This window comes from Shewanella piezotolerans WP3 (assembly GCF_000014885.1).
In the GTDB taxonomy this organism is placed as follows: Bacteria; Pseudomonadota; Gammaproteobacteria; order Enterobacterales; family Shewanellaceae; genus Shewanella; species Shewanella piezotolerans.
This window is the reverse complement of the sequence record NC_011566.1, coordinates 185164-209813: the sequence shown is the minus strand read 5'-3', so window position 1 is coordinate 209813 and position 24650 is coordinate 185164. Positions and strand designations below refer to the sequence as shown.

23 protein-coding genes and 1 pseudogene are annotated in these 24650 nt (G+C 44.1%); 9 read left to right on the top strand and 15 right to left on the bottom strand.

Annotated elements, in window-relative coordinates; genetic code table 11:
- Positions 1–5: 5 nt before the first annotated feature.
- The 12 genes from SWP_RS00935 to gspC form a co-directional block, all read right to left on the bottom strand.
- Entirely contained in the window at positions 6–764 is a 759-nt protein-coding gene (locus SWP_RS00935; RefSeq protein WP_020910423.1) for a type II secretion system protein N, read from the bottom strand.
- A gap of 9 nt (positions 765–773) precedes the next feature.
- Positions 774–1250, bottom strand: a complete 477-nt coding sequence (locus SWP_RS00930) for a type II secretion system protein M (RefSeq protein ID WP_020910422.1) — start codon at positions 1248–1250, stop codon at positions 774–776.
- Position 1251: 1 nt separating this feature from the next.
- Positions 1252–2442 carry a type II secretion system protein GspL gene (gspL, locus tag SWP_RS00925; protein ID WP_020910421.1) on the bottom strand — a complete coding sequence of 397 codons (1191 nt, stop codon included), beginning with the start codon at positions 2440–2442 and terminating at the stop codon, positions 1252–1254.
- A gap of 45 nt (positions 2443–2487) precedes the next feature.
- A complete protein-coding gene (gene gspK / locus SWP_RS00920; protein ID WP_020910420.1) occupies positions 2488–3468 on the bottom strand; it encodes a type II secretion system minor pseudopilin GspK in 981 nt (326 codons plus the stop codon).
- 14 nt (positions 3469–3482) lie between these two features.
- Positions 3483–4226 (bottom strand): type II secretion system minor pseudopilin GspJ, encoded by a 744-nt coding sequence (gene gspJ / locus SWP_RS00915; RefSeq protein ID WP_020910419.1) that lies wholly within the window; start codon positions 4224–4226, stop codon positions 3483–3485.
- Complete coding sequence (gene gspI, locus SWP_RS00910) at positions 4207–4578, bottom strand: type II secretion system minor pseudopilin GspI (protein ID WP_044556216.1); 372 nt, start codon at positions 4576–4578, stop codon at positions 4207–4209. Before gspI ends, gspJ begins: the two co-directional genes overlap by 20 nt.
- A gap of 44 nt (positions 4579–4622) precedes the next feature.
- Complete coding sequence (gspH, locus tag SWP_RS00905) at positions 4623–5255, bottom strand: type II secretion system minor pseudopilin GspH (RefSeq protein WP_020910417.1); 633 nt, start codon at positions 5253–5255, stop codon at positions 4623–4625.
- Positions 5218–5652 carry a type II secretion system major pseudopilin GspG gene (gspG, locus tag SWP_RS00900; RefSeq protein ID WP_020910416.1) on the bottom strand — a complete coding sequence of 145 codons (435 nt, stop codon included), beginning with the start codon at positions 5650–5652 and terminating at the stop codon, positions 5218–5220. The genes gspH and gspG overlap by 38 nt, the downstream gene beginning before the upstream one ends.
- A gap of 64 nt (positions 5653–5716) precedes the next feature.
- Positions 5717–6940, bottom strand: coding sequence for a type II secretion system inner membrane protein GspF (gene gspF, locus SWP_RS00895; RefSeq protein ID WP_020910415.1), 1224 nt, complete (start codon positions 6938–6940; stop codon positions 5717–5719).
- Positions 6941–6943: 3 nt separating this feature from the next.
- Positions 6944–8515, bottom strand: a complete 1572-nt coding sequence (gspE, locus tag SWP_RS00890; RefSeq protein ID WP_044555526.1) for a type II secretion system ATPase GspE — start codon at positions 8513–8515, stop codon at positions 6944–6946.
- Positions 8508–10673: a type II secretion system secretin GspD gene (gene gspD, locus SWP_RS00885; RefSeq protein ID WP_020910413.1), complete on the bottom strand. Its 2166-nt coding sequence runs from the start codon at positions 10671–10673 to the stop codon at positions 8508–8510. The genes gspE and gspD overlap by 8 nt, the downstream gene beginning before the upstream one ends.
- Positions 10674–10757: 84 nt before the next feature.
- Positions 10758–11675 (bottom strand): type II secretion system protein GspC, encoded by a 918-nt coding sequence (gene gspC / locus SWP_RS00880; RefSeq protein WP_020910412.1) that lies wholly within the window; start codon positions 11673–11675, stop codon positions 10758–10760.
- 270 nt (positions 11676–11945) lie between these two features.
- Here gspC and hslR point away from each other — a divergent pair, with 270 nt between their 5' ends.
- From hslR to SWP_RS00845, 7 genes are all read left to right on the top strand, one after another.
- Positions 11946–12344, top strand: a complete 399-nt coding sequence (gene hslR / locus SWP_RS00875) for a ribosome-associated heat shock protein Hsp15 (protein ID WP_020910411.1) — start codon at positions 11946–11948, stop codon at positions 12342–12344.
- Positions 12345–12359: 15 nt separating this feature from the next.
- On the top strand, positions 12360–13220 hold the full coding sequence (hslO, locus tag SWP_RS00870; RefSeq protein ID WP_020910410.1) for an Hsp33 family molecular chaperone HslO: 861 nt from the start codon (positions 12360–12362) through the stop codon (positions 13218–13220).
- A gap of 244 nt (positions 13221–13464) precedes the next feature.
- On the top strand, positions 13465–15006 hold the full coding sequence (locus SWP_RS00865; RefSeq protein ID WP_020910409.1) for a phosphoenolpyruvate carboxykinase: 1542 nt from the start codon (positions 13465–13467) through the stop codon (positions 15004–15006).
- Between the two features lie 227 nt (positions 15007–15233).
- Positions 15234–15659 (top strand): hypothetical protein, encoded by a 426-nt coding sequence (locus SWP_RS00860; RefSeq protein ID WP_020910408.1) that lies wholly within the window; start codon positions 15234–15236, stop codon positions 15657–15659.
- Complete coding sequence (locus SWP_RS00855; RefSeq protein ID WP_020910407.1) at positions 15656–15865, top strand: helix-turn-helix transcriptional regulator; 210 nt, start codon at positions 15656–15658, stop codon at positions 15863–15865. The genes SWP_RS00860 and SWP_RS00855 overlap by 4 nt, the downstream gene beginning before the upstream one ends.
- A 316-nt stretch (positions 15866–16181) precedes the next feature.
- A complete protein-coding gene (locus tag SWP_RS00850) occupies positions 16182–16904 on the top strand; it encodes a helix-turn-helix domain-containing protein (RefSeq protein WP_020910406.1) in 723 nt (240 codons plus the stop codon).
- Between the two features lie 203 nt (positions 16905–17107).
- Positions 17108–18952: a M14 family metallopeptidase gene (locus SWP_RS00845; RefSeq protein ID WP_020910405.1), complete on the top strand. Its 1845-nt coding sequence runs from the start codon at positions 17108–17110 to the stop codon at positions 18950–18952.
- Between the two features lie 85 nt (positions 18953–19037).
- Here SWP_RS00845 and SWP_RS00840 read toward each other — a convergent pair.
- Positions 19038–19843: pseudogene (locus SWP_RS00840) on the bottom strand (class I SAM-dependent methyltransferase).
- A gap of 251 nt (positions 19844–20094) precedes the next feature.
- Between SWP_RS00840 and SWP_RS00835 the strand changes: the two are divergent.
- Complete coding sequence (locus SWP_RS00835) at positions 20095–20850, top strand: DUF4097 family beta strand repeat-containing protein (protein ID WP_020910402.1); 756 nt, start codon at positions 20095–20097, stop codon at positions 20848–20850.
- 617 nt (positions 20851–21467) lie between these two features.
- On the opposite strand, the gene SWP_RS00825 is transcribed toward SWP_RS00835, so the two are convergent.
- Both SWP_RS00825 and SWP_RS00820 read right to left on the bottom strand, forming a co-directional pair.
- Entirely contained in the window at positions 21468–22496 is a 1029-nt protein-coding gene (locus SWP_RS00825) for a methionine synthase (RefSeq protein WP_020910401.1), read from the bottom strand.
- A gap of 31 nt (positions 22497–22527) precedes the next feature.
- Positions 22528–23502, bottom strand: a complete 975-nt coding sequence (locus tag SWP_RS00820) for a DUF1852 domain-containing protein (protein WP_020910400.1) — start codon at positions 23500–23502, stop codon at positions 22528–22530.
- 337 nt (positions 23503–23839) lie between these two features.
- Between SWP_RS00820 and SWP_RS00815 the strand changes: the two genes are divergently transcribed.
- Positions 23840–24649, top strand: a complete 810-nt coding sequence (locus tag SWP_RS00815) for a sulfite exporter TauE/SafE family protein (protein ID WP_020910399.1) — start codon at positions 23840–23842, stop codon at positions 24647–24649.
- Position 24650: the final 1 nt, after the last annotated feature.

The following is a 24650-nucleotide window of genomic DNA, read 5'->3' as shown; positions in this document are numbered from 1 at the left end:
CAAGCTTATAGTGGTAATCGACCTTGATAGGTAATTGGGTAATAACCTTGGCTATCTTTCTTACCTAGGAATCCAAGCGCCTTTTTCAAGTCATCAGGCTGCGTATTAACCTCACGGATCTTGGCATTCACCTGCATCATCTTATTATCAGCCAATAAGATAGTACCGTCTAAGCCTAGTCCATTAAGCTTTTCATCTGTCGCCAACTGCACTTGGCCATCGATACAACTTAAACCTAAGGCGATATCGCCTAATGGATAATTACCAAACTGATTAGCCACTTGCACCTTGTTTAAAAACAGCTTACCCGATAGCTGTTCGCACCAAGGTAGCCCCTGTTCAAAGGTATCGACCAAGGCGCTTACGTCACCTTTAATTTCAGTTCTAAACGGTAGTCGAGTATTACCTAACAGAAAGTCACTCGGCGCTTCAAAGCGCAGAGCGCTAACGTCAAGTCCAGCAAAAGAATATGCTACTGCAGCTTTACCATTAACGGCGCTGCTGCGACTTCCAATACTAATATCGGCCTTAACCGTTCCCATCAACAGTGAAGCAACACTTAAGTCCCAGCGCACCATTTCAAGCTGACGCTTTTGCACAGTCAAGGAGTCGATACTGCCAGACCAAATAGTGCCAGATACCCCACTAATGACCGTATTCGCTGGTATAGGTGCAAGCTTCACGGCCATGCTAGCGGGAAATAGCACCACTAAAAAAAACAAATAGATGAAAAAGCCTAGCGCGATTTTTTTTACTAATTTCACAACAACATCCTACTTGGATAACTGAATACGGCGAACATTAACGAAACCGGCGGTATCGGATTCAGCTACATCTAAACTCTCTAATGATAAACCTTGGTTTTGAACCAGCTCATTGAGGTAGCTCAGCAAAGTATCAAACGGAACCTCATCCATCCATACTTGAATTTTATTACCTTGAGGCTGCATGCGAGTAATTGTTAAGCCAAAGCTACCGGCTGTTTGGTTAACCGCAGCACTTAAGCTGCCTTTAAAGGCACTACCTTGACCTGATTGCTTCAAACCAGCAATACGATTAGCGGTCTGCTTTACATAATTGAGAGTATTGAGCTGGCCTGCAAGATTTCGCTCAGCATCAGCTTCTGCATTGGTGATTGGCGTCCAAACGCCCCAATACAAAATACCTATCACTAATACTACGCCACAGGCACTTACCATCTGCTTTTCACGCAAGATCAAGCCCGCCCACCATACTTTAAGATTATCCATCTTATTTGCTCCTAATGGTTAAGGTGCTGGTGACTTCTGACTCACCACTATTCATCGCGCCACCATCGAGCTTGTATGTGCGAGATATAATCTCTTTAAACTTCTCAATTTGAGCATAATTCTTAGCTTTAATCTGCATCCGTAGCTCGCCACGATTACTATCAAAACGCAATGTGGTCGGTTTTAGATCTTGTACTTGCTCAAACGCTGCTTGAGTGCCTTCAAGCATGCTGAAGAACTCAGTGCCACTGCCGCCACCTTGCATTTTTCTTACATGACTATCCATTTGCGCGCGCAGATTAACCACTCTTGAACTACCAGGTACCACTTGCTTGTAAATCTGTTCGCTCTGCAGTCTGACCACATCCGCTTTAGCATTCATTTGGTGAATATTGAGGCCTTTATTCACTAGCGCTAACACCACCACAACTGCAAATACGATGGCGGCATTACGCCATAGGCTAAGGTGCTTGCCGTATTCACGCTTAGGCTGATAAACACCTGATAGCAGGTTCATTGGCGCATTAAGCATGCCACGCGCTAACACCAACATAGGTAAGTCGAGAGGTTGTGCTTTTATAGCGGTGCCCGCCAAAGCAATTTCAGTATAGCCAGCGACTGTAATTGCCTCTTCGCTGTCAGGCAAGAGTTGCGGTAACGCCATATCAAGCCACTCTGGCTCAAGACTTACACCACTGCCTTCACCTGTACGCAGTAAGATCTCTTGCCCAAAAGTAATGGCTGCCCAATCGCACTCAGCCAACGGCAGTGCAAGGCAGTCTGGCACTATGCATTTAGCTTTTAATCCAGCTTCCGCTAGCCACTCTATCCAGTTTTGCATCTGCTCATGAGCAACCACTGCAATATTAAGTGCATCGCCTTCACGAGGGCCAACCACAAAATGCAGCTCCTCTACATCCTGTGCTAAATTCTCTTCCAGCATAAATGGCAGCGCTTTAATCGCTTGACGCTGGCCTTTTTCAGGCAGGTCGACTGCAGTCAAAGTGATGCTAGAAGCTGGGACTAATACGTCAACCGTACCATTAGCAGCTCTTTCAGTCAGAGTCGATAGTGCGCTGGCATCACTGAGTTCGCCAGAACCTATTATTTCTTGTTCCTGTTCAGACCAAACGAGCCACGAACATGGTTGCTCAAAGGATTGTCCTAAACGGATGAATAGTCTTTCACTCACTGATCTGTCTCCACGAGTCTCTTTAATTTTGCTAAAGGACTGTTGTTATTTTTGTCCGCCAAACTGACGGGATAACACATTCAACGTTCTGCCATCGCCACTGAGCACACTTTCGAGCCTAAATACGGCATTATCGACTTTTGCGCCTGCTTCCAATAAAAAATAACTGCTGGTCACGCCAAAACTTGATTTAAGTTGTGCATCACCTGCGAGGCTAGCGATAGAGGAGTTTTCCCAAAACTCATCTACTTTTTCATAACCATCGCCAGGACGTTGGTTAATGATGCTTTCAGCCTCACCAACAGAAATTTTATTATCTAACATGCCCGCAATCAGCGCGGCGTGCTCTACTGGCACAGTATTAACATTTAATACTTGTGTTGTATTACCTGGTACTGCGCACACATACGGTGCAATCTTGAGATAGATATCTTGCGTGAACCCCATAACGGCACGCAACTCACTCTTATGGCTCATCAAGGTATTAGCTGAACGATAAGGTACATTTCGCGCCTCATATTCCGCATCTTCCGCACCGTAAGGGCTCGCTGTCATATCTTCATCGATATAATCTTTTAAGGTTTGCGATAAGCGCTCAGCGGCAAAATCATCCATCCCAAGCGCGACTAACAGCCCTTTAAACTGAATCACTGGCAGCGGCATTTTAGGTTGACCATTTTCAACTTTCTTAGTCGTCTGTGACAGTGCATTCACGTTAAAACATGACTGCATATCACTGATTTTACCTGCGATCTCGCCATTCTCTGCTGGAAAGATCACATCTGCTTGGGCCCAATACTGCTGCATGTGCACTGTGTCAGAATCTTCTAAATCTTGTTTCAAAACCTTTTTGGCGATCTCTTCAGCCGATATTGCATACCAAAAAGCTTGATCATACTGCGCTAAATTAATGGTGCGCCTAACAGACAACTGGTTTCTAGAGGTGATATTGGTAGCAATGATCGCAACTAACGCCACAATCAACAACACCACAATCAACGCAACGCCTCTTTGTTTAGTTGGCATGGTTAAGGAATTATTCACCCTGTCTTACCATCCTTTGTACTGCTGCCGCCGTTATTATTACCGCCGTTATTATTATCGTCGTTATTACTACCGCCGTTATTATTACCGCCGTTGTTATTACCGCCACTGTTATTACTTCCAGCGGGGGCACCTGTCGGCAATAAGAACTTACGTTGTACTTTACCTATATCCTCGAACTCTATTTCCATAGCGATCGCTTTAGGCAGCTTGGTAGCATCGGTTTTTCGTTCCCACTTATCATCAGTGAAAAAAGCATACTCAACCGAAATTACCTTTTTCATCACAATCGTTTTAATCGGTTCGGCACCGATTTCGGGCTCGGGATATGGGTAATACCAACGCTCCAAATTCCCTTCAATAACCACATAAGCGACTGACTGCAAGCTGCCTCGAGGCAGTAATCCATCAGGATTTAACCAACCTAAACGGAAAAATACTAACGACTCAGATTCTGAATCGAGCATGTTATCGCCAGTCTGAAACACAGTGGTGGCACGGCCACCTTCAAGTAATCTAGGGGTGCGAGCTACCATTTGGTTAAGGTCTCGCTCAATAATGCCAAACCCTTGCTGCATCGCTTTTAACTTGGCGCCGAATTCACGGGTCACCGTATCGTTTTGCATAACAGTATGTAGCACTGTATTTGCCGCAAGCCCTATTAGGGCAAATATCGCAATGGCGATCAGCATTTCTAACAGCGTAAAGCCGCCGCTAGGTTTAATCCGACTTGAGGACATAACTACTCACCTCAGCAATAACACGACCAAAGCGATCATCGTCGCTAATGGTGATACGGATCATTCTAAAATTGTCATCGGTTGTCTTCACAACCTCTTTGCGCCAATACCAATCTTTACCGGCTAACTGCTCTTGGCCATCTTTACGACCGATATCGGGGAATTTAGGCTCTAAACGCGCTTCTACCATTTGATTATGGGCAACCCACTGGGCCATGGTGCGCTCTTCCAATATCGGCATATTGGCCATCTGCTCGCCCAAGCTTTTAGTGATTGATACTGCGGCAATTGAAAAAACGGCCAAAGCAACAATGACTTCAAGTAAGGTCATGCCGCGCTGCCTAATAGACATGAGCTGGCGCATTTTGATGAGAGACTGGCGTTTGTAGAGAAGCATTAACGTTCATCATCTTCATAATTCAGTTTCAATCGGCCTAATGAATCACCTACGACTACGACTTCGATCTCTTTATCCATTTCGTCTTTAGCAACAAAAGCGAGCTCAAAGGCACTCATTTCACCACTTGGGAACAGCAGAATTTGTGGCTCTGGATATTTCTTTTTCTCATCAGCAGACTTTTCGATTAATGGCTCATCAAACCAACTATCTTGCTCTTCATCCTCTTGCACTAACGGCAAACCATCAAGCACCAAAACCAGTTCAATACCTGGCTCCATCTGTCTGCTCGCTAACAATCTATCTTGCTCTAACGGCTTCCAGTTACCCTCTTCGTCATAATAGACATACTCATAGCTGTCTTCTTCAATGACAATACCGATGAAATGGCCACTAAGGACCGTTTCGTCCAGTACCATTTCCGAGGACATCATAAACTGCTGTGCCAAGCGGTCGAGCGCTTGCTTTTGACCACCACCGCCCATACTCAAGGTAACCGCCGACGCCGCTAACCCCATAAGTAGCACAACGAGCAACACCTCCATTAAGGTAAAGCCCGTTTGGCGAGTTTGACGCACAGCTGCTAATGTCATCTTATTGGAAGTTCTGTAGGTTCCAGTTACCGATGTCATCTTCAGTACCTGGTTGGCCATCAGGACCTGCACTGAAGATATCAAACTTACCGTTTTCACCTGGACTTAAAAGTAGGTAGTCATTACGCCATGGGTCTTGCGGAAGACGCTTAACATAGCCATCTTCACGGTAGTTACGTGGCTCAGGCGACATAGTTGGCTTCTGTACTAGTGCTTCTAAACCTTGCTCTGTAGATGGATAGATACTGTTATCTAAACGATACATATCTAACGCATTTTCTAGCGCAACAATATCTGAAACGGCTTTCTGTTGGTCAGCTTTATCCTTGTTACCCATTAGGTTTGGTACCACCATTGAGGCTAAAATACCTAGAATAACAATAACGACCATCACTTCTAACAGCGTGAAACCTTTTTGTTTATTACGAGTTTGCATTAAAAACTTCCTTTAACTGAATTGCTTACATATTTCTCGAATGGCAATGCCAACATCGAAACGGTTAACCACTGATAATATTATTCAGCGCCAAAATAGGCTGCAGAATAGCTAAAACAATAAATAGCACTATTGCCGCCATGCTAACAACCAACATAGGTTCAAATACACCCAGTGCAATAGTGACATTTGACTCAAATTCACGATCTTGGTTATCTGCCGCTCGCTCAAGCATCTGCTCGAGTTGACCACTTTTTTCACCAGAGGTGATCATATAGAGCATCATAGGCGGAAAAAGTTTAGTATTTGCCAACGCAGTACCTAAACTTGTGCCCTCACGCACTCTTAACGTAGCCTCTTCAACAGCGGCTTTTACCTTTACGTTAATCAATACATCGCTAGCAATACGCATTGCATCGAGCAGTGGCACTGAACTGGCCGTCAAGATACTCAAAGTTCGAGCAAAACGAGCGGTGTTCAGGCTTTTACTGACTTTACTCACCACAGGTAAGCGCAGTAGCAACGTATCGTATTTCATTCTATTTGTAGGCACGACTAACAAGCGTTTCATGACCACAAACAGACCAACAATAAGTCCAAGTAAGATAAGACCATAATCACGAATAAAATCAGAGGAGCTAATCAGTAACTCGGTAGTCCAAGGTAGCTCTTGCCCCATATGCTCAAATTGACCTACAACCTCTGGTACCACTGCAGCCAGCAAGATAGCTATCACGCCAACAGCAACACAGGTGAGTACGATAGGATAGATCATCGCTTGGGTCATTTTGCTTTTAAGTTGTTGGCGACGCTCGGTATAGTCGGCAAGACGATTTAATACCACTTCTAAGTGACCCGATTTTTCACCTGATGCCACCATCGCACGATATAACTCGTCAAAGATGTGAGGGAACTCAGCCATTGAATCAGCCAAACTATAACCTTCAACAACCCGCGAACGAACTGCCATCACCATACTGGCTAAACGATCTTTTTCGCACTGTTGCCCTACGGCTTTAAGCGCTTCTTCAATGGGCAGACCTGCAGCAACCAGCGTCGCAATTTGACGAGTAAGCAATGCGAGCTCTGAAACCGAAATTCCGCGCTTAAAAAAGCTCACCCCACCAGACTTAGACTTACTCTCTTTTTCAACCACAGGAGTAATTTCCAGTGGCATCAAACGTAACTCTCTAATTTGGCCACGGGCATGCCTAGCGGTATCGGCTTCGACAACGCCTTTTTGCTGTTTACCCGCTTTATCTAATGCTTTGTATTCAAATGCTGGCACTGGTTACTCCTCGCGAGTCACACGCAGTACTTCTTCAAGGGTGGTTTTCCCTGCAAGCACTTTACTCATACCGTCATGGCGGATACTCGGCACTGATTTACGTATATGCTTTTCAATCGCCAATTCGCCTCGACCGGTGTGGATCAATTCACGTACTTCATCATCAACCACTAACAACTCATGGATACCGGTACGACCACGGTAGCCGTTATGTCCACAAGCCTGACACCCTTTAGCACGATAAATAACGCTAGGATCATCTGCTGTAATGCCTAACAGCTCTCTTTCACGCTCGTCAGGTACATGTTCCTCTTTACAATGCTTACATAAAGTTCGGATTAGTCGCTGTGCAAGCACACCCAATAAACTTGATGAAACAAGGAAAGGCTCGACCCCCATATCTTGTAAGCGGGTAATCGCACCAGAAGCTGTATTAGTATGCAGCGTTGATATCACCATGTGCCCCGTTAGCGAAGCTTGTACTGCAATTTGTGCGGTCTCTAAATCTCGAATTTCACCAATCATTACCACATCGGGATCTTGACGTAATATCGCACGCAAGCCACGGGCAAAGGTCATATCTACCTTAGTGTTAACTTGGGTCTGACCAATACCTTCTAACTCATACTCGATAGGGTCTTCGACCGTAAGAATATTAGTATCAATGGAGTTCAACTCGGTTAGACCGGCGTATAAGGTAGTACTCTTACCAGAACCTGTTGGCCCAGTAACCAGAATAATCCCATGGGGTTTACGAATAAGTTCATCGAACTGTACTCGTACATCCTCGGTCATACCTAATTGAACCAGATCTAAATTACCGGCATTTTTATCTAATAGACGCAGTACTACACGTTCGCCATGGCTTGATGGCATAGTCGATACACGCACGTCGACGGCACGGCCCGCAATACGCAGTGAAATACGGCCATCTTGAGGCACACGTTTCTCGGCAATGTCCAAGCGCGCCATGACTTTGATACGTGACACTAATAGCGATGACAGCTTGCGGTTAGGTTTTAACACCTCTTTTAGGATCCCATCGACACGGAAACGCACTATCAGCTGTTTTTCATAGGTCTCAATATGGATATCAGACGCTTCTTCTTTAATCGCTTCAGACAGTAACGCATTAATCAGTTTAATAATCGGCGCGTCATCGTCACCCTCTAGCAGATCTTCTGTTTGAGGTAGCTCTTCGGCAAGCGTAAATAGATCCATCTCATTACCAATATCTTCCATCATCTGCTGGGCTTCTGACGAATTAGCTTGGTAGGCTTGAGTTAAGCGCGCTTCAAAGGCGCTATCTTCTAATTTAATGAGGGGTAGAGATTTACCGCTATAACGGCGAACCTCTAACAGTGCTGACAATGGCGTCCCGGCAGTATGATAAAGCGACAGTACGCCCGCTTCATCTTTATCTAAAGCCGCATTAAATCGGTGAGCAAAGGCAAACGGCAAACGCTCTTTACTCGTCGAATGGAAGACTTCATCCGCTTCCGCCTCTGAAACTAACCCAAGCTCATTAGATACTTGCGCTAGTTCGTCATCTGCCTGAAGTTGATTATCACTCATCTGCTGAATCTTTCTCTGAATCGGTGGCTGGCTTTGAATCACTCGTTGTTTCAGCAGGTTTCTCGGTTTCGGCTTCATTGCCACCAGAGATGCTCTTCAACGTTGAATCCGTTTCTCGCATCTTAGTATCTAAGCCTTTGCCGTCTTTATAACGGTTAAGTACTTCGTTCACTTCTGATGGTAGGTAAGCTTCTTGATCCCATTCTTCCAAAACAGGCACATCGGTATTTGGCATCAAGTTCACGCCACGCTCTTGCTGCTCAAGCTGTAGCGCTCTGAAGTAGTTGTACTTGCGCCCAGCAATCCCTTCCATGGTGATCCCATCACGAATAATTGTCGGCTTGATAAACACCATTAGGTTCTTCTTTTTCTTACCGCTTGAAGATGACTTAAATAGATGACCAATAATTGGAATATCGCCTAAGAATGGTACCTTCTGTACCGACTCTTGCACCTCTTCGTTAATCAAACCGCCGAGCACCACAATCTGTCCAGAATCAGCCATTACCGTAGTCGTTAAACGACGAGTCGCAAAGGTAACATCGACACCAGTTTTACCGTTAATACCAGATACTTCTTGTTCAATCGTTAACTTAACCGCGTTACCTTCATTGACCTGTGGCACAACTTTAAGTTTTACACCCACCTCTTTACGCTCAACGGTTTGGAAGGGGTTACTATTGCCGTTACTTGAATTTTGGCTACCAGTTAGAATTGGCACTTCATCACCAACAATAAACGAGGCTTCTTGGTTATCAAGAGTGGTAATTGATGGTGTTGCAAGTACGTTTGATTTGGTGTCACTCGATACTGCTTGGATTAAGGCACCGAAATCACCCATCGCCACGCCCCACGCCATACCATTCACTTTACCTAATGCTTGAGCTAGTAAGGTAATATCACCTCGAGTATCAGGATTTTCTGTACAGGTTCCATCATTACAGACTGTAGAACCTTCTTCACCTTGAGCCTGCCAGATACCAGCGCCAATTTCACCGATAGTTGGGCCTAAGTTGTTAAATTGAGTACCACCACCCGCTTCGGTAGCCCACTGTACGCCAAAGCCAACATCATCACCTTCAGAGACTTCAACGATAATAGCTTCTACTAACACTTGAGCGCGGCGAATATCAAGCTGGTTAATCACGCTTTCAATGGTGCGCATTTGATCGGGCTCAGCACTGATCACCAAGGCGTTGGTATCCGTGTGCGCCATAATGTTTATTTCATTGCGGCGTTTGTTAGCACCTTGAGCTGAACCACCTTTTTCATCAACCAGTTGCTGTGCAAACCCAGTTAGTACTTCAACTAAGTCCTCAGCTTTGGCGTAGCGTAAATAACGTACTTTAGTATTACCTGTACTTGCTTGTTCAGCATCTAACTTCTTAATTAACTTAACAACACGCAAACGGCTCTTTTCATCACCACTAACGATGACGGCGTTAGTACGCTCATCAGCGACAACTTTTGGAGCCTGGCCAGGCATTTGTGATTGATTCGCTGTTGAGCGATATAGCGTGTCGACAATGCGTACGATTTCACCTGCCGAAGCAAACTCAAGCTTAACCACTTCAACAGCAGTATCACCTTGCTTATCAACGCGGCGTACAATTTCAACCAACTTATTTACTACTGCAGCACGGCCAGTGATCATCAATACATTTGATGGGTCATATTGAACGACATTACCGCCACCGGCATTATCGTTTAACTGGCGTAACAGTGGTGCGAGCTGCTTAGCTTCTGTGTTATACAGCGCTACAATACGGGTAACCATCTCATCGCCTAAACCTGGCGAATCATCATCAGCCACTCGAATAGATGCCGTTTTAGCATCTTTATCTTTGATGACTTTAATGATGTTGTTATCCATTTCAACGACTGCGTAGCCATAAACCTGCAGGGTGTTGAGGAAGAATTGATAATATTGCTCATCATCTAAAAGGTCATAGCTGCGAACATTGATTTTACCGCGAACAGTAGGGTCGACAATGATAGTGCGATTCAAGTTTTTACCAACGATGTTGATAAACTCCTGAATATCAGTGCCCTTAAAGTTAGCCGCATATTGCTCAGACCAAGCAAGTTGTGGTGCAAGTAATGATGCGCCCATAACCATACCAGCGATTAGTCTGCGTCTAATCCTTTTATTATTCATTGTATTACTTCCCCTAAAACCTTTAATTGCGGCAAGCTCAATTATTTATTGCAGCAGCCTTTATTGTTATTGGTTGCTGCTCTTTTATTGCGGCAAGCTAAACATAATTTCGATAAGTTGACCTTCACGCTCAACCATTAAGGCAACTTCAGTCATCTCTGGTAGCTGCCCCATAACCTCTAGCGCTTGACCCATATCGGTCAAGTCGTAACCGTTAAGTGATTTAGCCAAATCATTTGGCTTGAAACCCGCTTCGGTAAATAGTTTTCTGTCTTTTCCGGGATTGAGTCGGTAACCCGCCAGCTCTCCACCACTTTTAACCGGCGAGATGGCTAAGTAATCAGTTATCTTGCTCGGGTCAGCCAAAATTTCAGCTCGAGATTCGCCTAACTCACGGGCTACTTCACGATTTTGACGCTGATCGACTCTTTTACCTTTTGGTAAGCTCTTAGCCTTCTGTAATTGCTGATTAGCATTACTTTTAGTGTTGTATTCGAGTCCATCTAGCATCAAGGTTTCATAGCGACCACTATTAGTGATAATAATGCGATCGGCATAAACCTCTTTCAACGATGCAGAGGTACCTCTAATCTTGTCGCCTAAGCTATAAGTTTCTTGGCTACCACTCGATGCAATAACCGCTAGACCTTTAAGTTCAGTGGTCGATGCCACCACTCCTGTCAACTGAATCGACAACGAAGTTTTCGGTGCATCAGTGATAATTTCTTCTACAGGCGCCGCTTTAGGCTTAGAAGAGCTACTATCAGCTCGTCCAAATAGGCTCAATGCTTTAACCCCAGAAATATTAGCTGAGCTAGAAGATGTCGATGAGGCAGGCGTCGGCGTCCAGCGAGAAACAGCTGAATTTTCAGGAACTAACTTCCATGTAATCTGTGCTAAAAGAAATAGCATTAGCACAATACCGATAGTAAATATCGCTGAGCTAACAGGCTTTTGGGGCACACCTGCTGCTTTAGTTAAAAACTTATCTAATAAATCCATATTTATGTGGACCCTCTGCACAGGTCTCTGTTCTGATTATGATAATTTAGCAAATCCTGACTCATGCTAACCCACACTGCAATCTGCAACAAGCCCATAACAGCAGCAATGTTGGCGATAATAGGCCAAATATGCTAACTTTACGCGCCTAAAAAGGGTGTGAAGCTTGCCACTATTTTGCGTGTCGAGATGTAAAGATTCGTATATTAATACTCAGCTTGTGAACTTACCCCTACTTTAATAAAGGTTAATCTACCACTGGAGTCGCTCATGATTGACAACGAGCAGCAGGCATTAAAAGTCAGGCTAGACAAATGGCTCTGGGCTGCGCGCTTCTATAAGACTCGCGCCATCTCAAAAGAGATGATTAATGGTGGTAAAGTACACTACAACGGCCAGCGCACCAAATCGAGTAAGTATGCTGAGGTCGGTGCCACCATTAGATTAAGACAAGGTTATGACGAAAAAGAGATCGTCATTGTTAAATTGTCAGAACAACGCCAAAAAGGGTTAATTGCGCAAACCCTTTACCAAGAAACACCTCAGAGCATAGCGAAACGTGAGACCTATGCCGAGCAAAGACGCTTGAATATTCTTCATAATCCGGCTCCAGAGCAGAAGCCCGATAAGAAACAACGTCGACAAATTATGCGCTTTAAAGAAAGCTAACACTGGAATACCGAAATGACTAAAGACAACTTATACCGTTACCTATTTGACAATGCCAGCGTGCGCGGTGAATTGGTGCAACTAGAGAAGAGCTACCAAGAAGTAATAGCTGCGCATGACTATCCCGTTGCTATTCAACACTTATTAGGCGAGCTTATGGCGGCAACTTCACTGCTGACAGCAACCTTAAAGTTTAGCGGCGATATTAGCATTCAACTACAGGGCGATGGCCCAGTATCACTTGCAGTTATCAACGGCAATAACTTGCAGCAATTGCGCGGCGTTTCTCGCTGGGATGGCGACATTGCTGCAGATGCACAACTGCAATCTTTATTTGGTAAAGGCCATATGGTCATTACGTTAACACCCGATGATGGCGAACGTTATCAAGGTGTCGTTGCACTCGACAAAGAAACATTGAGTGAGTGTTTAGAGGCTTACTTTGAGCAGTCAGAGCAGCTACCAACCAAGATAAAATTATTTGCCGATGCCAAACAAGCTGCAGGTATGTTCTTACAGGTATTGCCCACTGACGGTAACCACAATGAAGAGTTCGAACACCTTTCAGTGTTAACCGAAACGGTTAAGCAAGAGGAACTGTTTACTCTTGAAGCGGAAGAGGTGCTACATCGTCTCTACCATGAAGAAGAGGTACGTCTGTTTGAGCCAGTTGCGATTACTTTTAATTGCACCTGTTCAAAAGAGCGCAGTGCACAAGCTATCCGCACTGTAGCAAAAGAGGAGATTGATTCAATTATTGCCGAACAAGGTAAAATTGAGATGGGTTGTGAGTACTGCAATAGTAAATATGTATTCGACGCAATTGATGTCGAAGCTATTTATGCAGTGGCACCCAATAGCGGTACAACCCAGTAAGCTACCGTTCCATAGTTTTATCGATTAAAGGCGCTCATTGAGCGCCTTTTTTGTCCTTAAATCGTAATTGGTATGACCTTCCTACCAAGGATCACAGCAAGATTTCAGTTTGATGATCACTTTTTAGTATTTTTTTTGATCTAGTCCACATATTCAATTGCGCATACGTTACAATCGCCCCAGACAAAATAGCTGGCGCCATAGACCGGCACATAAAACGACCCTAAAGATGGAGACCTTACCCATGGCGGATGGATCAAACCGCGAGTACCTTAACCTCTCTACAGGCCAATTAGTCGAACTTGCGCTAGCACGCGGTGAAGGCGAGTTGACCGCAAACGGTGCTTTAGTTGCAAAAACTGGCGAACGCTCAGGTCGCTCACCTAACGACCGCTTTATCGTGAAAGAGCCAAGCTCAGAAGCTGATATCGAGTGGGGACCAGTCAACAAGCCATTTGAAGCCGATGCTTTTACTGCGCTTTGGAATCGCGTTGAAGCTTACCTTGCAGACAAAGACACGTTTGTTTCAAACCTGGAGGTGGGTGCTAGCAAAGAGCATTACCAACCAGTGACGGTAACAACTGAATATGCGTGGCATCAGTTATTTGCTCGTAACCTTTTCATCGTTCCGACAGAGTTTAATGCAGCAGATAAGCCCACTTGGCAGATCATCAATGCACCAGGGTTTGTGTGTAATCCAGAGCGCGATGGCACTCATTCAGATGCCACTGTTATCTTGAACTTCGCAGAACGTAAAGTACTGCTTGCTGGCCTTAAATACGCTGGCGAGATGAAGAAGTCTATGTTCTCAGTGCAAAACTTTTTGCTACCTGCGAAAGGTGTATTACCCATGCACTGCTCTGCTAACGTAGGCTCTGACGGCGATACCACACTATTTTTCGGTCTATCTGGCACAGGTAAAACCACACTTTCTGCAGATCCTAAGCGATTCCTTATCGGTGATGATGAGCACGGTTGGGCACCTGGTGGCGTATTCAACATTGAAGGCGGTTGCTACGCAAAATGTATCGACCTTAGCCAGAAAAACGAGCCTGTTATTTGGGATGCTATCCGTTTTGGTACCGTACTTGAAAACGTAGTGACTGATGAGAATCGTGTACCGGATTACACGAACTCAACGCTAACAGAAAACACCCGCGCCGCTTATCCACTTGAGCACATAGCTCAACGTAAAGAGGAAAACTGCGGTGCAGAACCTCATGCAGTCGTATTCTTAACTTGTGATGTGTCAGGCGTGTTACCACCAGTGTCTAAGCTGACTAAAGAACAAGCTGCATACCACTTCTTGTCAGGCTACACTGCTAAAGTGGGTTCAACTGAAATGGGCTCAACAGCCGCTATTCAGTCTACTTTCTCGACTTGTTTCGGAGCACCATTCTTCCCACGTCCAGCTGGCGTATACGCAGAACTACTGATGAAGCGTATCGAGTCTTTCGGTAGCCAAGTTTACTTGGTCAACACTGGTTGGACGGGTGGACCCCATGGCATAGGTAAGCGTTTTGACATTCCAACTACTCGTGCGATTGTCGATGCAATCGTAAGCGGTGAGCTAAAGGATGTTGAAACAGAGTATCTTGAAAAGCTAAACCTGCATGTACCTGTTGCAATTCCAGGCGTAGACAGCAACTTACTCAACCCAATTAATACTTGGGAAGACAAACAGCAGTATGCCGAATTCGCACAACATCTAGCTGAAAGCTTCCAGAAGAACTTTGAAAAATACCAAGTGCCTGATTCAATCAAGAATGCAGGGCCAAACGCTTAATGTTCTAACATAAGCGTAAGCGCTTAAAATCCCAATTTAGCCCTGCTAAATTGGGATTTTTTTTGTACTCAACATCCTTATTCGCCCTTTAAAAAATATTCCTAATCACCTTCAACAGGTAAAGCCAAGTTGACTTTTAGTAAAAGAAACTTGACTTACATATCAAGTAGGCCTAACTTAAAGTAAAGCTCACTTTACAAGCTAGACAAAACAAAAGGAACTGTGCAATGAAATCTATTTTAAATGCAATCTGCGCTAAAGGGCTGCCCAAGCGCGATTTAAAAAATGCCAATCGCGTGAATCTATTCGCGCTACTTTGGGCACTCACTTTAATGCTCAGTACTTATCTGGGTGAAACTGGTGTATTAGATAATACACTGCTGCTAATCATTGCCTTTGCGGTGCATAGCATGATTGGCATCGCCATGTTACTCACTTATAAAAACTTTCTAACTCAGCTTGATGAAATGGAGCGAAAAGTGCAGCTAGATGCATTAGCACTGGCTGTTGGAGTCGCCATTATTAGCTTTTCAAGCTATTCAATACTGGCAAATACAGGTACTGTACCGCCATTGAATAGCGCATACCTGATAGCGCTTATCGCCTTAACCTATATGGTTGGTATTATTAAAGGAAGGTTGGCCTACCGATGAAAAATCGCTTAAAAATACTCAGAGCGGAGCGCGATTGGACCCAAGCCGATCTCGCCGACAAGCTGGAAGTGTCACGGCAGACGATCAATGCAATAGAGAAAGGCAAATACGATCCCAGTTTACCACTCGCGTTTAAAGTCGCCCGTTTGTTTCAGATCCCCATAGAAGCCATCTTCGAAGATGAAGCAGAGGTCGAAGTCAGTTAGTTCGCGAGTAGAGTAGGTTCTTCACACTGGAGAACCTATTCTTTAGGCTACGATTCCACAGAGCTCGTCCTCCCATCATAATTAGCCAAGCAAATTGGTAACACTACATAAACCACTATCATCAAAACCTACCATTAATACCGTGCTAGTCAGCTTGGGCGAAAACACCAAAAATCATTCAACACGCTAAAACAAGATTTCGCTAATATTCCTTGTTATGCTGCTATATTCCTCTTCATATTTATCCGTGAATAGCCAAGAGTAGTCCCTGTTTAGTCAAGGTATTCACTTAATACGGATAACAAAGGATTGATGTATGACATTAGGTAAACAGATAAAACACTACCGTACGGCGCGAGACTTAAGCCAACCAGAGTTGGCCGAAATGATGGGAATTGAACAATCATATCTATCAAAACTGGAAAACGACAAATCGATCCCCTCAAATGACGTATTCCGTAGTTTACTGACCGCATTATCGGTCAACACAACCGAATTTCTTGGAGGCATTGATACTCAGAAGCACCGTCCACAGCTTAACCAAATTGCCGATATCGAGGCGATTTTGTCTCAGAGAGATAACATGAAGGTAGCTTCATTAAGGCGCTTTCTCTATCTGGCGTCTGCGCTAATTGTTTTAGGTGTAACCACCTTCTATGCGGGTTACAGTCGACAAATATTCTCAGAGAATCAATATCAATATCAATCGCTAGGAGTGGTACAGCCTGGTGAACCACTCGATATCTATTCCTCTTGGAGCCGAACATTGGATGCAACAGTTGAAAATAGCTACTCCATTAGAGAGCAAAAAAGAGTTGAAATTGCTAAGCGCAGAGATGACCACTTTCTACTAACGACTGACAACAGAAGCCAAAGATTTAATGTCGATGTTGACGGTGGAAAACGCATGTACTCTCTCGATAAAGAGGTCTCGGTACCACGAGCAATAAATGCATGGCTACAGCTATTGGGGGTGCTATTTTTTGCAGCGGGGATTGTCGGCTTTGGCTTAGAACGACGCTTATATAAATTGCATTAAGCTTTCCAATAATTTAAGCCTTCATATAAACGCCCAAGACGAGCGCTCATAAGGATGTGAGCGTTAGGCTGCAATCGAATAGTCAACGTAGCGCTAAAAACGCATATTTCGACACAGTTATCTAGTTGCACTTGTTAGCATTTTGGTGAAATATAAGCCTCTTATAATAATTCTAAATTTATCTTACAGATGGATGCCTTACCATGCGCTTTTTGCCCACTTTAACAAGCTACGCAGTCGCTACCGTTGCTGTCACTAGCTTTTGCACTCTTGCCGCCGAACACCATGCCCCCCCTCAATTAGCCACCACTTACGTTAATGACGCCATTTTACCTCCTATCATTGAGTGGCATGGTAAAAGCGAAGCACTGCTGGCAGCGCCAGATAGTGAATGGGCTACTCCTTTTGAACAAAATGGTCTTAAAACCAGTCCAAATTATGATGACACTTTTGCATGGATAGATAAGTTGATTAGCCAGACAAATATGCTCAAAAAAGTCAGCATAGGTAAAAGCCCACAAGGACGCGATATATGGATGATCGTCGCTTCGAAAGAAGGCGCTGAAGATGCAGCGACTCTACTAAAAAATAACAAACCAAGCGTGTTAGTTCAGGCCGGCATTCATTCTGGCGAGATTGACGGCAAAGACGCAGGTATGATGCTGCTGCGCGATATTGTCATTGGTGACAAAACGGCACTGCTTGATAACGCCAATCTGCTATTCGTGCCTATCTTTAGTGTTGACGGCCATGAGCGCTCTACCGAATACAATCGAGTTAACCAAAGAGGGCCAGTTAACATGGGTTGGCGCACTACCGCTAACAACCTCAACCTTAATCGTGACTATGCCAAAGCTGATAGCTTAGAGATGCAGCATATGCTACGCGCTATTAATATTTGGCAACCTGACTTATACATCGACGTACACGTAACCGATGGTATCGACTATCAATACGATGTCACCTTTGGCTATAACTTGGCACAAGGACAAAGTCCATCGAGTTTTAAGTGGTTAGAAAACAGTTACCGCCCAGCGATTGAAGCCGCACTGACTGCTGAGGGACATGTTCCGGGGCCATTAGTGTTCGCAATCGACAATACCGACATCACTAAAGGCATGTCTTTATGGAACGCTAGCCCACGATTTTCTAATGGTTACGGCGATGCACGCCACCTGCCAACAATTTTGATCGAAAATCACAGTTTAAAACCGTTCAAGCAACGCGTGCTCGGCACTTATGTGATGTTAGAAGCGACGCTAAAAACCATCGGTGACCAATCAACAAAACTTAAATCGGCGATCCAGCAAGACAAATATCGTTACTCACCACGGGTGACCCTCACTTGGAAGCAAGAGCAGCAAGAAAAAGGCTGGGACTTCAAAGGTATCGGCTATTCGATGCAGCAAAGTGCAATCAGTGGCAATGAGATTGTTCGCTGGAATGGCGAACCTAAGCTGTACCCTAACCTTCCAGTTATAGGTGGTACTAAAGCCGATATCAAAGTGAATCGGCCAACGGCTTACTACGTACCACCGCAGTGGACAGAAGTGATTGAACGCCTAAGCGTGCACGGTATACGCATGACCACTGTCAACAAACCCAGTAAGCAAAAGCTGCAGCAATACCAATTTACTGCTCCCAAGTTTGGCAGTAAAGATTACGAGGGGCATCAAAGAGTAAAAGCTGAAGTGAGCAGCCAAAACATCGAGGCGAGTTTACCTGCAGGGACTGTGCGAATAGATACTCAGCAACCGCTTGGCGATTTTGCAATCTTGCTACTGGAGCCACAATCACCAGACTCGCTTTTTCAATGGGGTTTCTTTAACCCTATTTTCACTCGTACCGAATACATCGAGAACTATGCGGTTGAGCCATTAGCAGCGCAGATGCTAAAACAAGATCCAGCGCTGCAAGCAGCATTCGATGAAGCGCTTAAGGATGAAGCGTTTGCCGCCGATCCAAAGGCGCGTCTGCGTTGGTTCTATCAGCGCAGTCCCTATTACGACAACCAATATTTAAAATACCCAGTATTAAGAAGTAATTAATCCTCTGGTTTTTATGATGAATACCAAGATATAGCTCAAACAAAAACAGCGCCAAATGGCGCTGTTTTTGTGTTAAAAATCGAACTTAGGCCTTCTTATAGCCCGATATAGCATAGGTCAGCGGTAAGCGTTGCCCTTGCTGCTCAACAAAGTAACGTGAGCGCAGCGCTGTCCCCTGAGGTAAAGTGACACTCAACCGTTTCACTCTGTAAGTCCATCAAAACAGTTGTATGGGCTAAAATCGAATTCATTGAATGAGTCGATTTCGATACCAGCACTGATCAGTGCATTGATGACATCAGCAAGAGAGTGCGGCCAACTCATAAAGGTCTCCGTTTCATCACCTGCATTCTCAGTGTAAGTCGGCTCATCTTCCACATCTGGCTCATCTTGATGAAAATAGCTATAACCGTCAAACACTGCCTGTGCGGGGTGAAACTCCACCATATAAAACTGACCACCCGCTTTAAGCTTGCTGGCTATGGTTTGCGCCCACTTATTTAGATCTGGCAACCAAACAATGGCGCCGTACGAGGTAAAAACAATGTCAAACAGACCTGCTACCTGTTCTGTCACCTGATAGACATCGGTACAAATAAAATCCGCATCAAGCTTAGCTTGAATGGCTAATGATTTAGCTTGCTCAATGGCTGCGCCAGAGAGATCGACACCGGTTACTTTTGCACCTAAGCGTGCCCATGACATGGTGTCTAAACCAAAGTGGCATTGCAGATGTAGCAGACTTTTCCCCTCTACATTCAGCGCAGCTAACTCTATCTCTTGCAGTGAGCTGTTACCCGTTAAAAACCCAGCGACATCGTAAAAGTCAGAGGTAACATGAGTTTGCACTCGTCGATCCCAACCTTGTTGATTTACAGATAAATAATCCATTTTTGCTTCCATCCTCTATGACTGAACTAGGCTATAACCGAAAAACTCAGCAGTAATAAACGATTAAGTAAAATCACTAACAATGTCGATTTTGGCCAATTTTTTGAGTTAATTCACCACCAACAGCCAAGATAACAATAAAACATCACAATTAAAACAAGTAGATAACAAGTTGGCATGCTACCTGCTTAGATAGGTCATAACTTTAAATACACAATTGATTCTAAAAAATATAATAAGGACATCGTCTTATGAAATTAGCCTCTAGTCTTTTTGCGGCAATCATAACGTTAGCGCTATCGGGTTGCATCATCAATGTAAATGGCGCTAGCGCTGGCCCACTTGATCATCAGAAAAAGCAGATCCAGATTGAAGCTGCGGGTATCGATACATTTGTCGCTAATACTGGCGCAGGAGATTTAAAGATCCAAGGCGTGACCGGATTAACCCAAATCACCGTGGTAGCTGATATCTACACTTATGGTGATATTAAAGCCGACTTAACACTAGAGAAAAGCGGCAGCAATGCTAAATTAGTTGCCGAGTTTGACAGTAATATCAATTTTAGTCGCTCGCCGTATATCGACCTCACCATTCAAGTTCCTGCCGATATGATACTGAAAATAGACGATGGTTCTGGCGACATTGAAATTAAAAATGTCTCAGCCAATATTGAGCTTGAAGATGGCTCTGGTGACCTTTCAATTCAAGGTGGACATAATCTAAGTATCACAGACGGTTCAGGCTCTGTATCGATTACTAACACCACAGGTAAACTAACTCTGGAAGATGGTTCTGGTTCAATCAACCTAAACGGCATCGGAGGCGACACCAGCATCGATGACGGCTCAGGCGATATGACAGTAACCAACGTCAATGGTCACGTTGTTATTGATGATGGTTCAGGTGATATCGAAGTCGACAACACCAAAGGGCTTAGCATCGTTGAAGCTGGTAGTGGCGATTTGAGCGTCGATAATATTAACGGTTCAGTGAGCATGAACTAAGCCAACATCAAGTGGGATTAAGCTTCAACATGAGCGGTTAAAACTCTCTCTTTATAGCAACTCTGAAAAACTGAGCTATTATTAGCTTAGTGAAGGAGTATTCCTTCCCGGCGTGGGTGCTGTCGTCGATTAATGTGCTTAATGGTCGGTTATGCCGACCAAGAGCGTGTTTAGGTACAACAGCGCCCAGCCCACCCTTTGAGAACCTCAGCTGAATTATCAGCTGAGGTTCGATAATTTCAAACCATCTAGTCCCGTTATTCTGAATCGTCGGCTCAACTCCCAGCATCTGGGTTTCCAATGTCCTGGGTGCAGATACTGCTGTGACACGCGGCAAGTCCACCCATGGGTTCAGCTGTTATTCCCTTAGAAAAACCTCCCCATCGGCGTACGAAGCACCTTGAGAAAGAGTCGTAATCGCGCCACAAAGTTGCTCAAACCTAGCTTTATGCTGTAGCGCTGAACTACACCCACTATAAAACCGGCTCCACGACAGCCAACCGTTTCAAGGTAAGTTAATGTTATTAGACCTTTACTACGCAGAAACTTGACCGGCTTGGGCGCTGTACTCCAGATACAGACTCCAGGCTGACTCAGTTATCACGAGTTAGCATTAGTTAGGCTGACAGCTCTCCTCTAACAATGTCAGCTCCTGCAGTTAAAGCATTTAGCTTGGCGGTTGCTATATGCCGAGGTAAAGGTGCCATACCGCAGTTAGTGCACGGAAAGAGGTTCTCAGCATCGACAAACTCGAGTGCTTTTCGTAGGGTATTAGCCACTTCTTCTGGTGTTTCAACGGTGCTGGTTGCTACATCAATCGCCCCTACCATCACTTTCTTCCCTCGAACAAGCTCAAGTAACTCGAGTGGAACATGAGAGTTATGGCATTCTAGAGAGATAATATCGATATTCGATTTCTGCAACTTAGGAAAAGCTTGTTCGTATTGCCTCCACTCTGTCCCCAAAGTCTTTTTCCAATCGGTATTGGCTTTAATACCATAGCCATAACAGATGTGAACTGCCGTTTCGCATTTAAGCCCCTCTATTGCTCTTTCTAAACAGGCAATCCCCCAATCATTTACCTCATCAAAAAAGACATTAAATGCAGGCTCATCAAATTGGATAATATCAACCCCTGCTGCCTCTAACTCTTTGGCTTCTTGATTGAGAATTTTTGCAAACTCCCAGGCGAGTTTTTCACGGCTTTTATAATGATCATCATACAGCGTGTCTATCATTGTCATGGGGCCTGGCAGCGCCCACTTGATGGGTTGCTTGGTCTGCTGGCGTAAGAACTTAGCATCTTCTACAAAAACCGGCTTTTGACGAGAAACTGCGCCAACCACGGTCGGCACACTTGCATCATAGCGGTCACGAATTTTAACCGTTTTACGTTTCTCAAAATCCACGCCGTTAAGATGCTCGATAAAGGTCGTCACAAAATGCTGACGCGTTTGCTCGCCATCACTGACAATATCGATGCCAGCGTGTTGTTGAGCTTGCAATGACACTCGCAATGCATCGAATTTGCCTTCAATTAACTCTTCATCTTGCAATTTCCATGGTGACCAAAGTGTTTCTGGCTGCGCCAGCCAAGCGGGTTTAGGTAAACTGCCAGCAGTTGAAGTCGGTAATAATTTTTTCATAATAATTGCTACTGTCTATTTAGGTTTGTTATTAAGCGTAATTTGCAGACCACTGCTCAAGCACTGTTTGGTATGGTTTGATAAAATGCTCTTCTGCAAACTTTCCTTGCTCAATCGCCAACTGGCTGCGTTCTTCTCGGTCATAAACAATTTGAGTTAATGAATGATCTAGGTTCTTCAAGTTTGGTTGATAACATTTACCCGCTACAGCATTAGCATTGTAGATCTCAGGTCGATAGATTTTTTGAAAAGCCCCCATCGTGCTGATAGTACTGATAAGCTCAAGATTAGTGTAATCGCTAAGCAGATCACCAAAGAAATAGAACGCTAGCGGGGCTACACTATTAGCTGGCATAAAATAGCGAACCTGCAGCCCCATTTTTTTGAAATACTGTTCAGTCAAAGAAGATTCATTGGGTAAGTATTCAAGGCCTAGTATTGGATGTTGATTCTCAGTGCGCGTATATATTTTATTATCTGAAACACTGAGGCATATAACTGGCAGTTTATTAAAATTCTGTTTGTATATATCGGAGTTAATAAAGCATTTAAATAAATTTCCATGTAACTCACCAAAACCACTTGGAATACTAAAATTTGATCTACCTTTGTTGTGTTCTAATAATAATACGCTGAAATCATAATCTCGGACATAAGAGGAAAAGTTATTTCCAACTATACCTTCAATACGCTCGTTATTTTTATGATCAATAATATTGGTTTTCAACACTTCAATTGATGGGAAGGCCTGCCCACCGCTTTCGATATCCATGTCAACAGAGACAATTTCTAGCTCTACAGAATACCGGTCACCATTAGGATTATCCCAACCAGCCAAGGCATTAAAATTATTGTCTATCATTTTCAGGGCATTTCTCAAATTCTCGCGACGACGGTCGCCTCTAGCCAAATTAGCAAAGTTGGTCGTGATGCGAGTACTGTTTGCAGGGTGATAATTCTCATCGAGAGAAATGCTCTTGATGGCAAAGTTAAAGTGATTACTCATTGTGATTCGGTATCCTGTTTACTGAGATAAAGTTAAATTTATTTTTACCCTGATAGGTCTTACTTACTCTATTCAAACCCTCTCAGCTTTAAATATTTATTACTGATGACTTAAACAAAGAACAACGGTAATGATGACAACTTAAATATTAGAATCTATTTATACTTGTTTCAACGCATTAACAATAGCGCTTTTAATTCACGCTCAACATGAGTGATATTCATGTTCCATTTAGTTTGAAAAATTAGTCGGATGTCAGTTATATTAATTAACTTGAAGCGAGCGCAATTTAATTAACTTAGCACGCTATTTCTAATTATATAAAGAGATAAACTGAATGAGTGAGTTGCTATTGTTGGTTATTTACTGCGCATTGCTAGGTTGTGGAGTTGGTTTTTTAGCGGGCCTGCTAGGTATTGGTGGTGGGCTAGTTATTGTGCCAGTGCTAAGCAGCATTTTACTTCATTTTGAAGTTTTACCGGCTGAACAAGTGATGATTGCCGCAATTGCCACCTCATTAGCATCAATTTTATTTACCTCTACATCTTCGGCAATCGCTCATCACAAGAATGGTAATGTGCCGTGGAACCTAACGCCTTGGGTTATGGTAGGAGTTGCTCTTGGCGCACTTATCAGCGGCTTTATGGCCTCGCTATTGCCAGAAAAAATTGTGCGTATTGTGTTTGCCGTAAGTGTAGTGCTGATTGCTTTTAAGATGCTTTACAGTAATAAAAGTCACTCTAGCACTGAGCGAAAAATGCCTCATAAGGGTTTGTTAACTGTTTTGACGACGATCACAGGTAGCTTGTCAGCCATGATAGGGATTGGTGGCGGTGCACTCTTGGTGCCTTTGTTGACGTTTTTCTCACTCGACATGAAAAAGGCCATCGGCTGTGCATCCGCTTGCGGGATTGTTATCGCATTATTTGGCTCAATAGGTTACATCAGCGCTGGAAGTCACCTTTTTGCTTTAGCAGACGGTTTTGCAGGGTTTGTGTATTTACCCGCTCTATTCGGTATTGTTTGCACCTCTTGGTTTACCGCTCCCTTAGGCGCCAAATCGACCCACTACCTACCGGTATCAGTTATAAAGAAAATTTTCGCAGTATTATTGTTAGCTGTCGCTGCAAACATGATTCTACAATAAC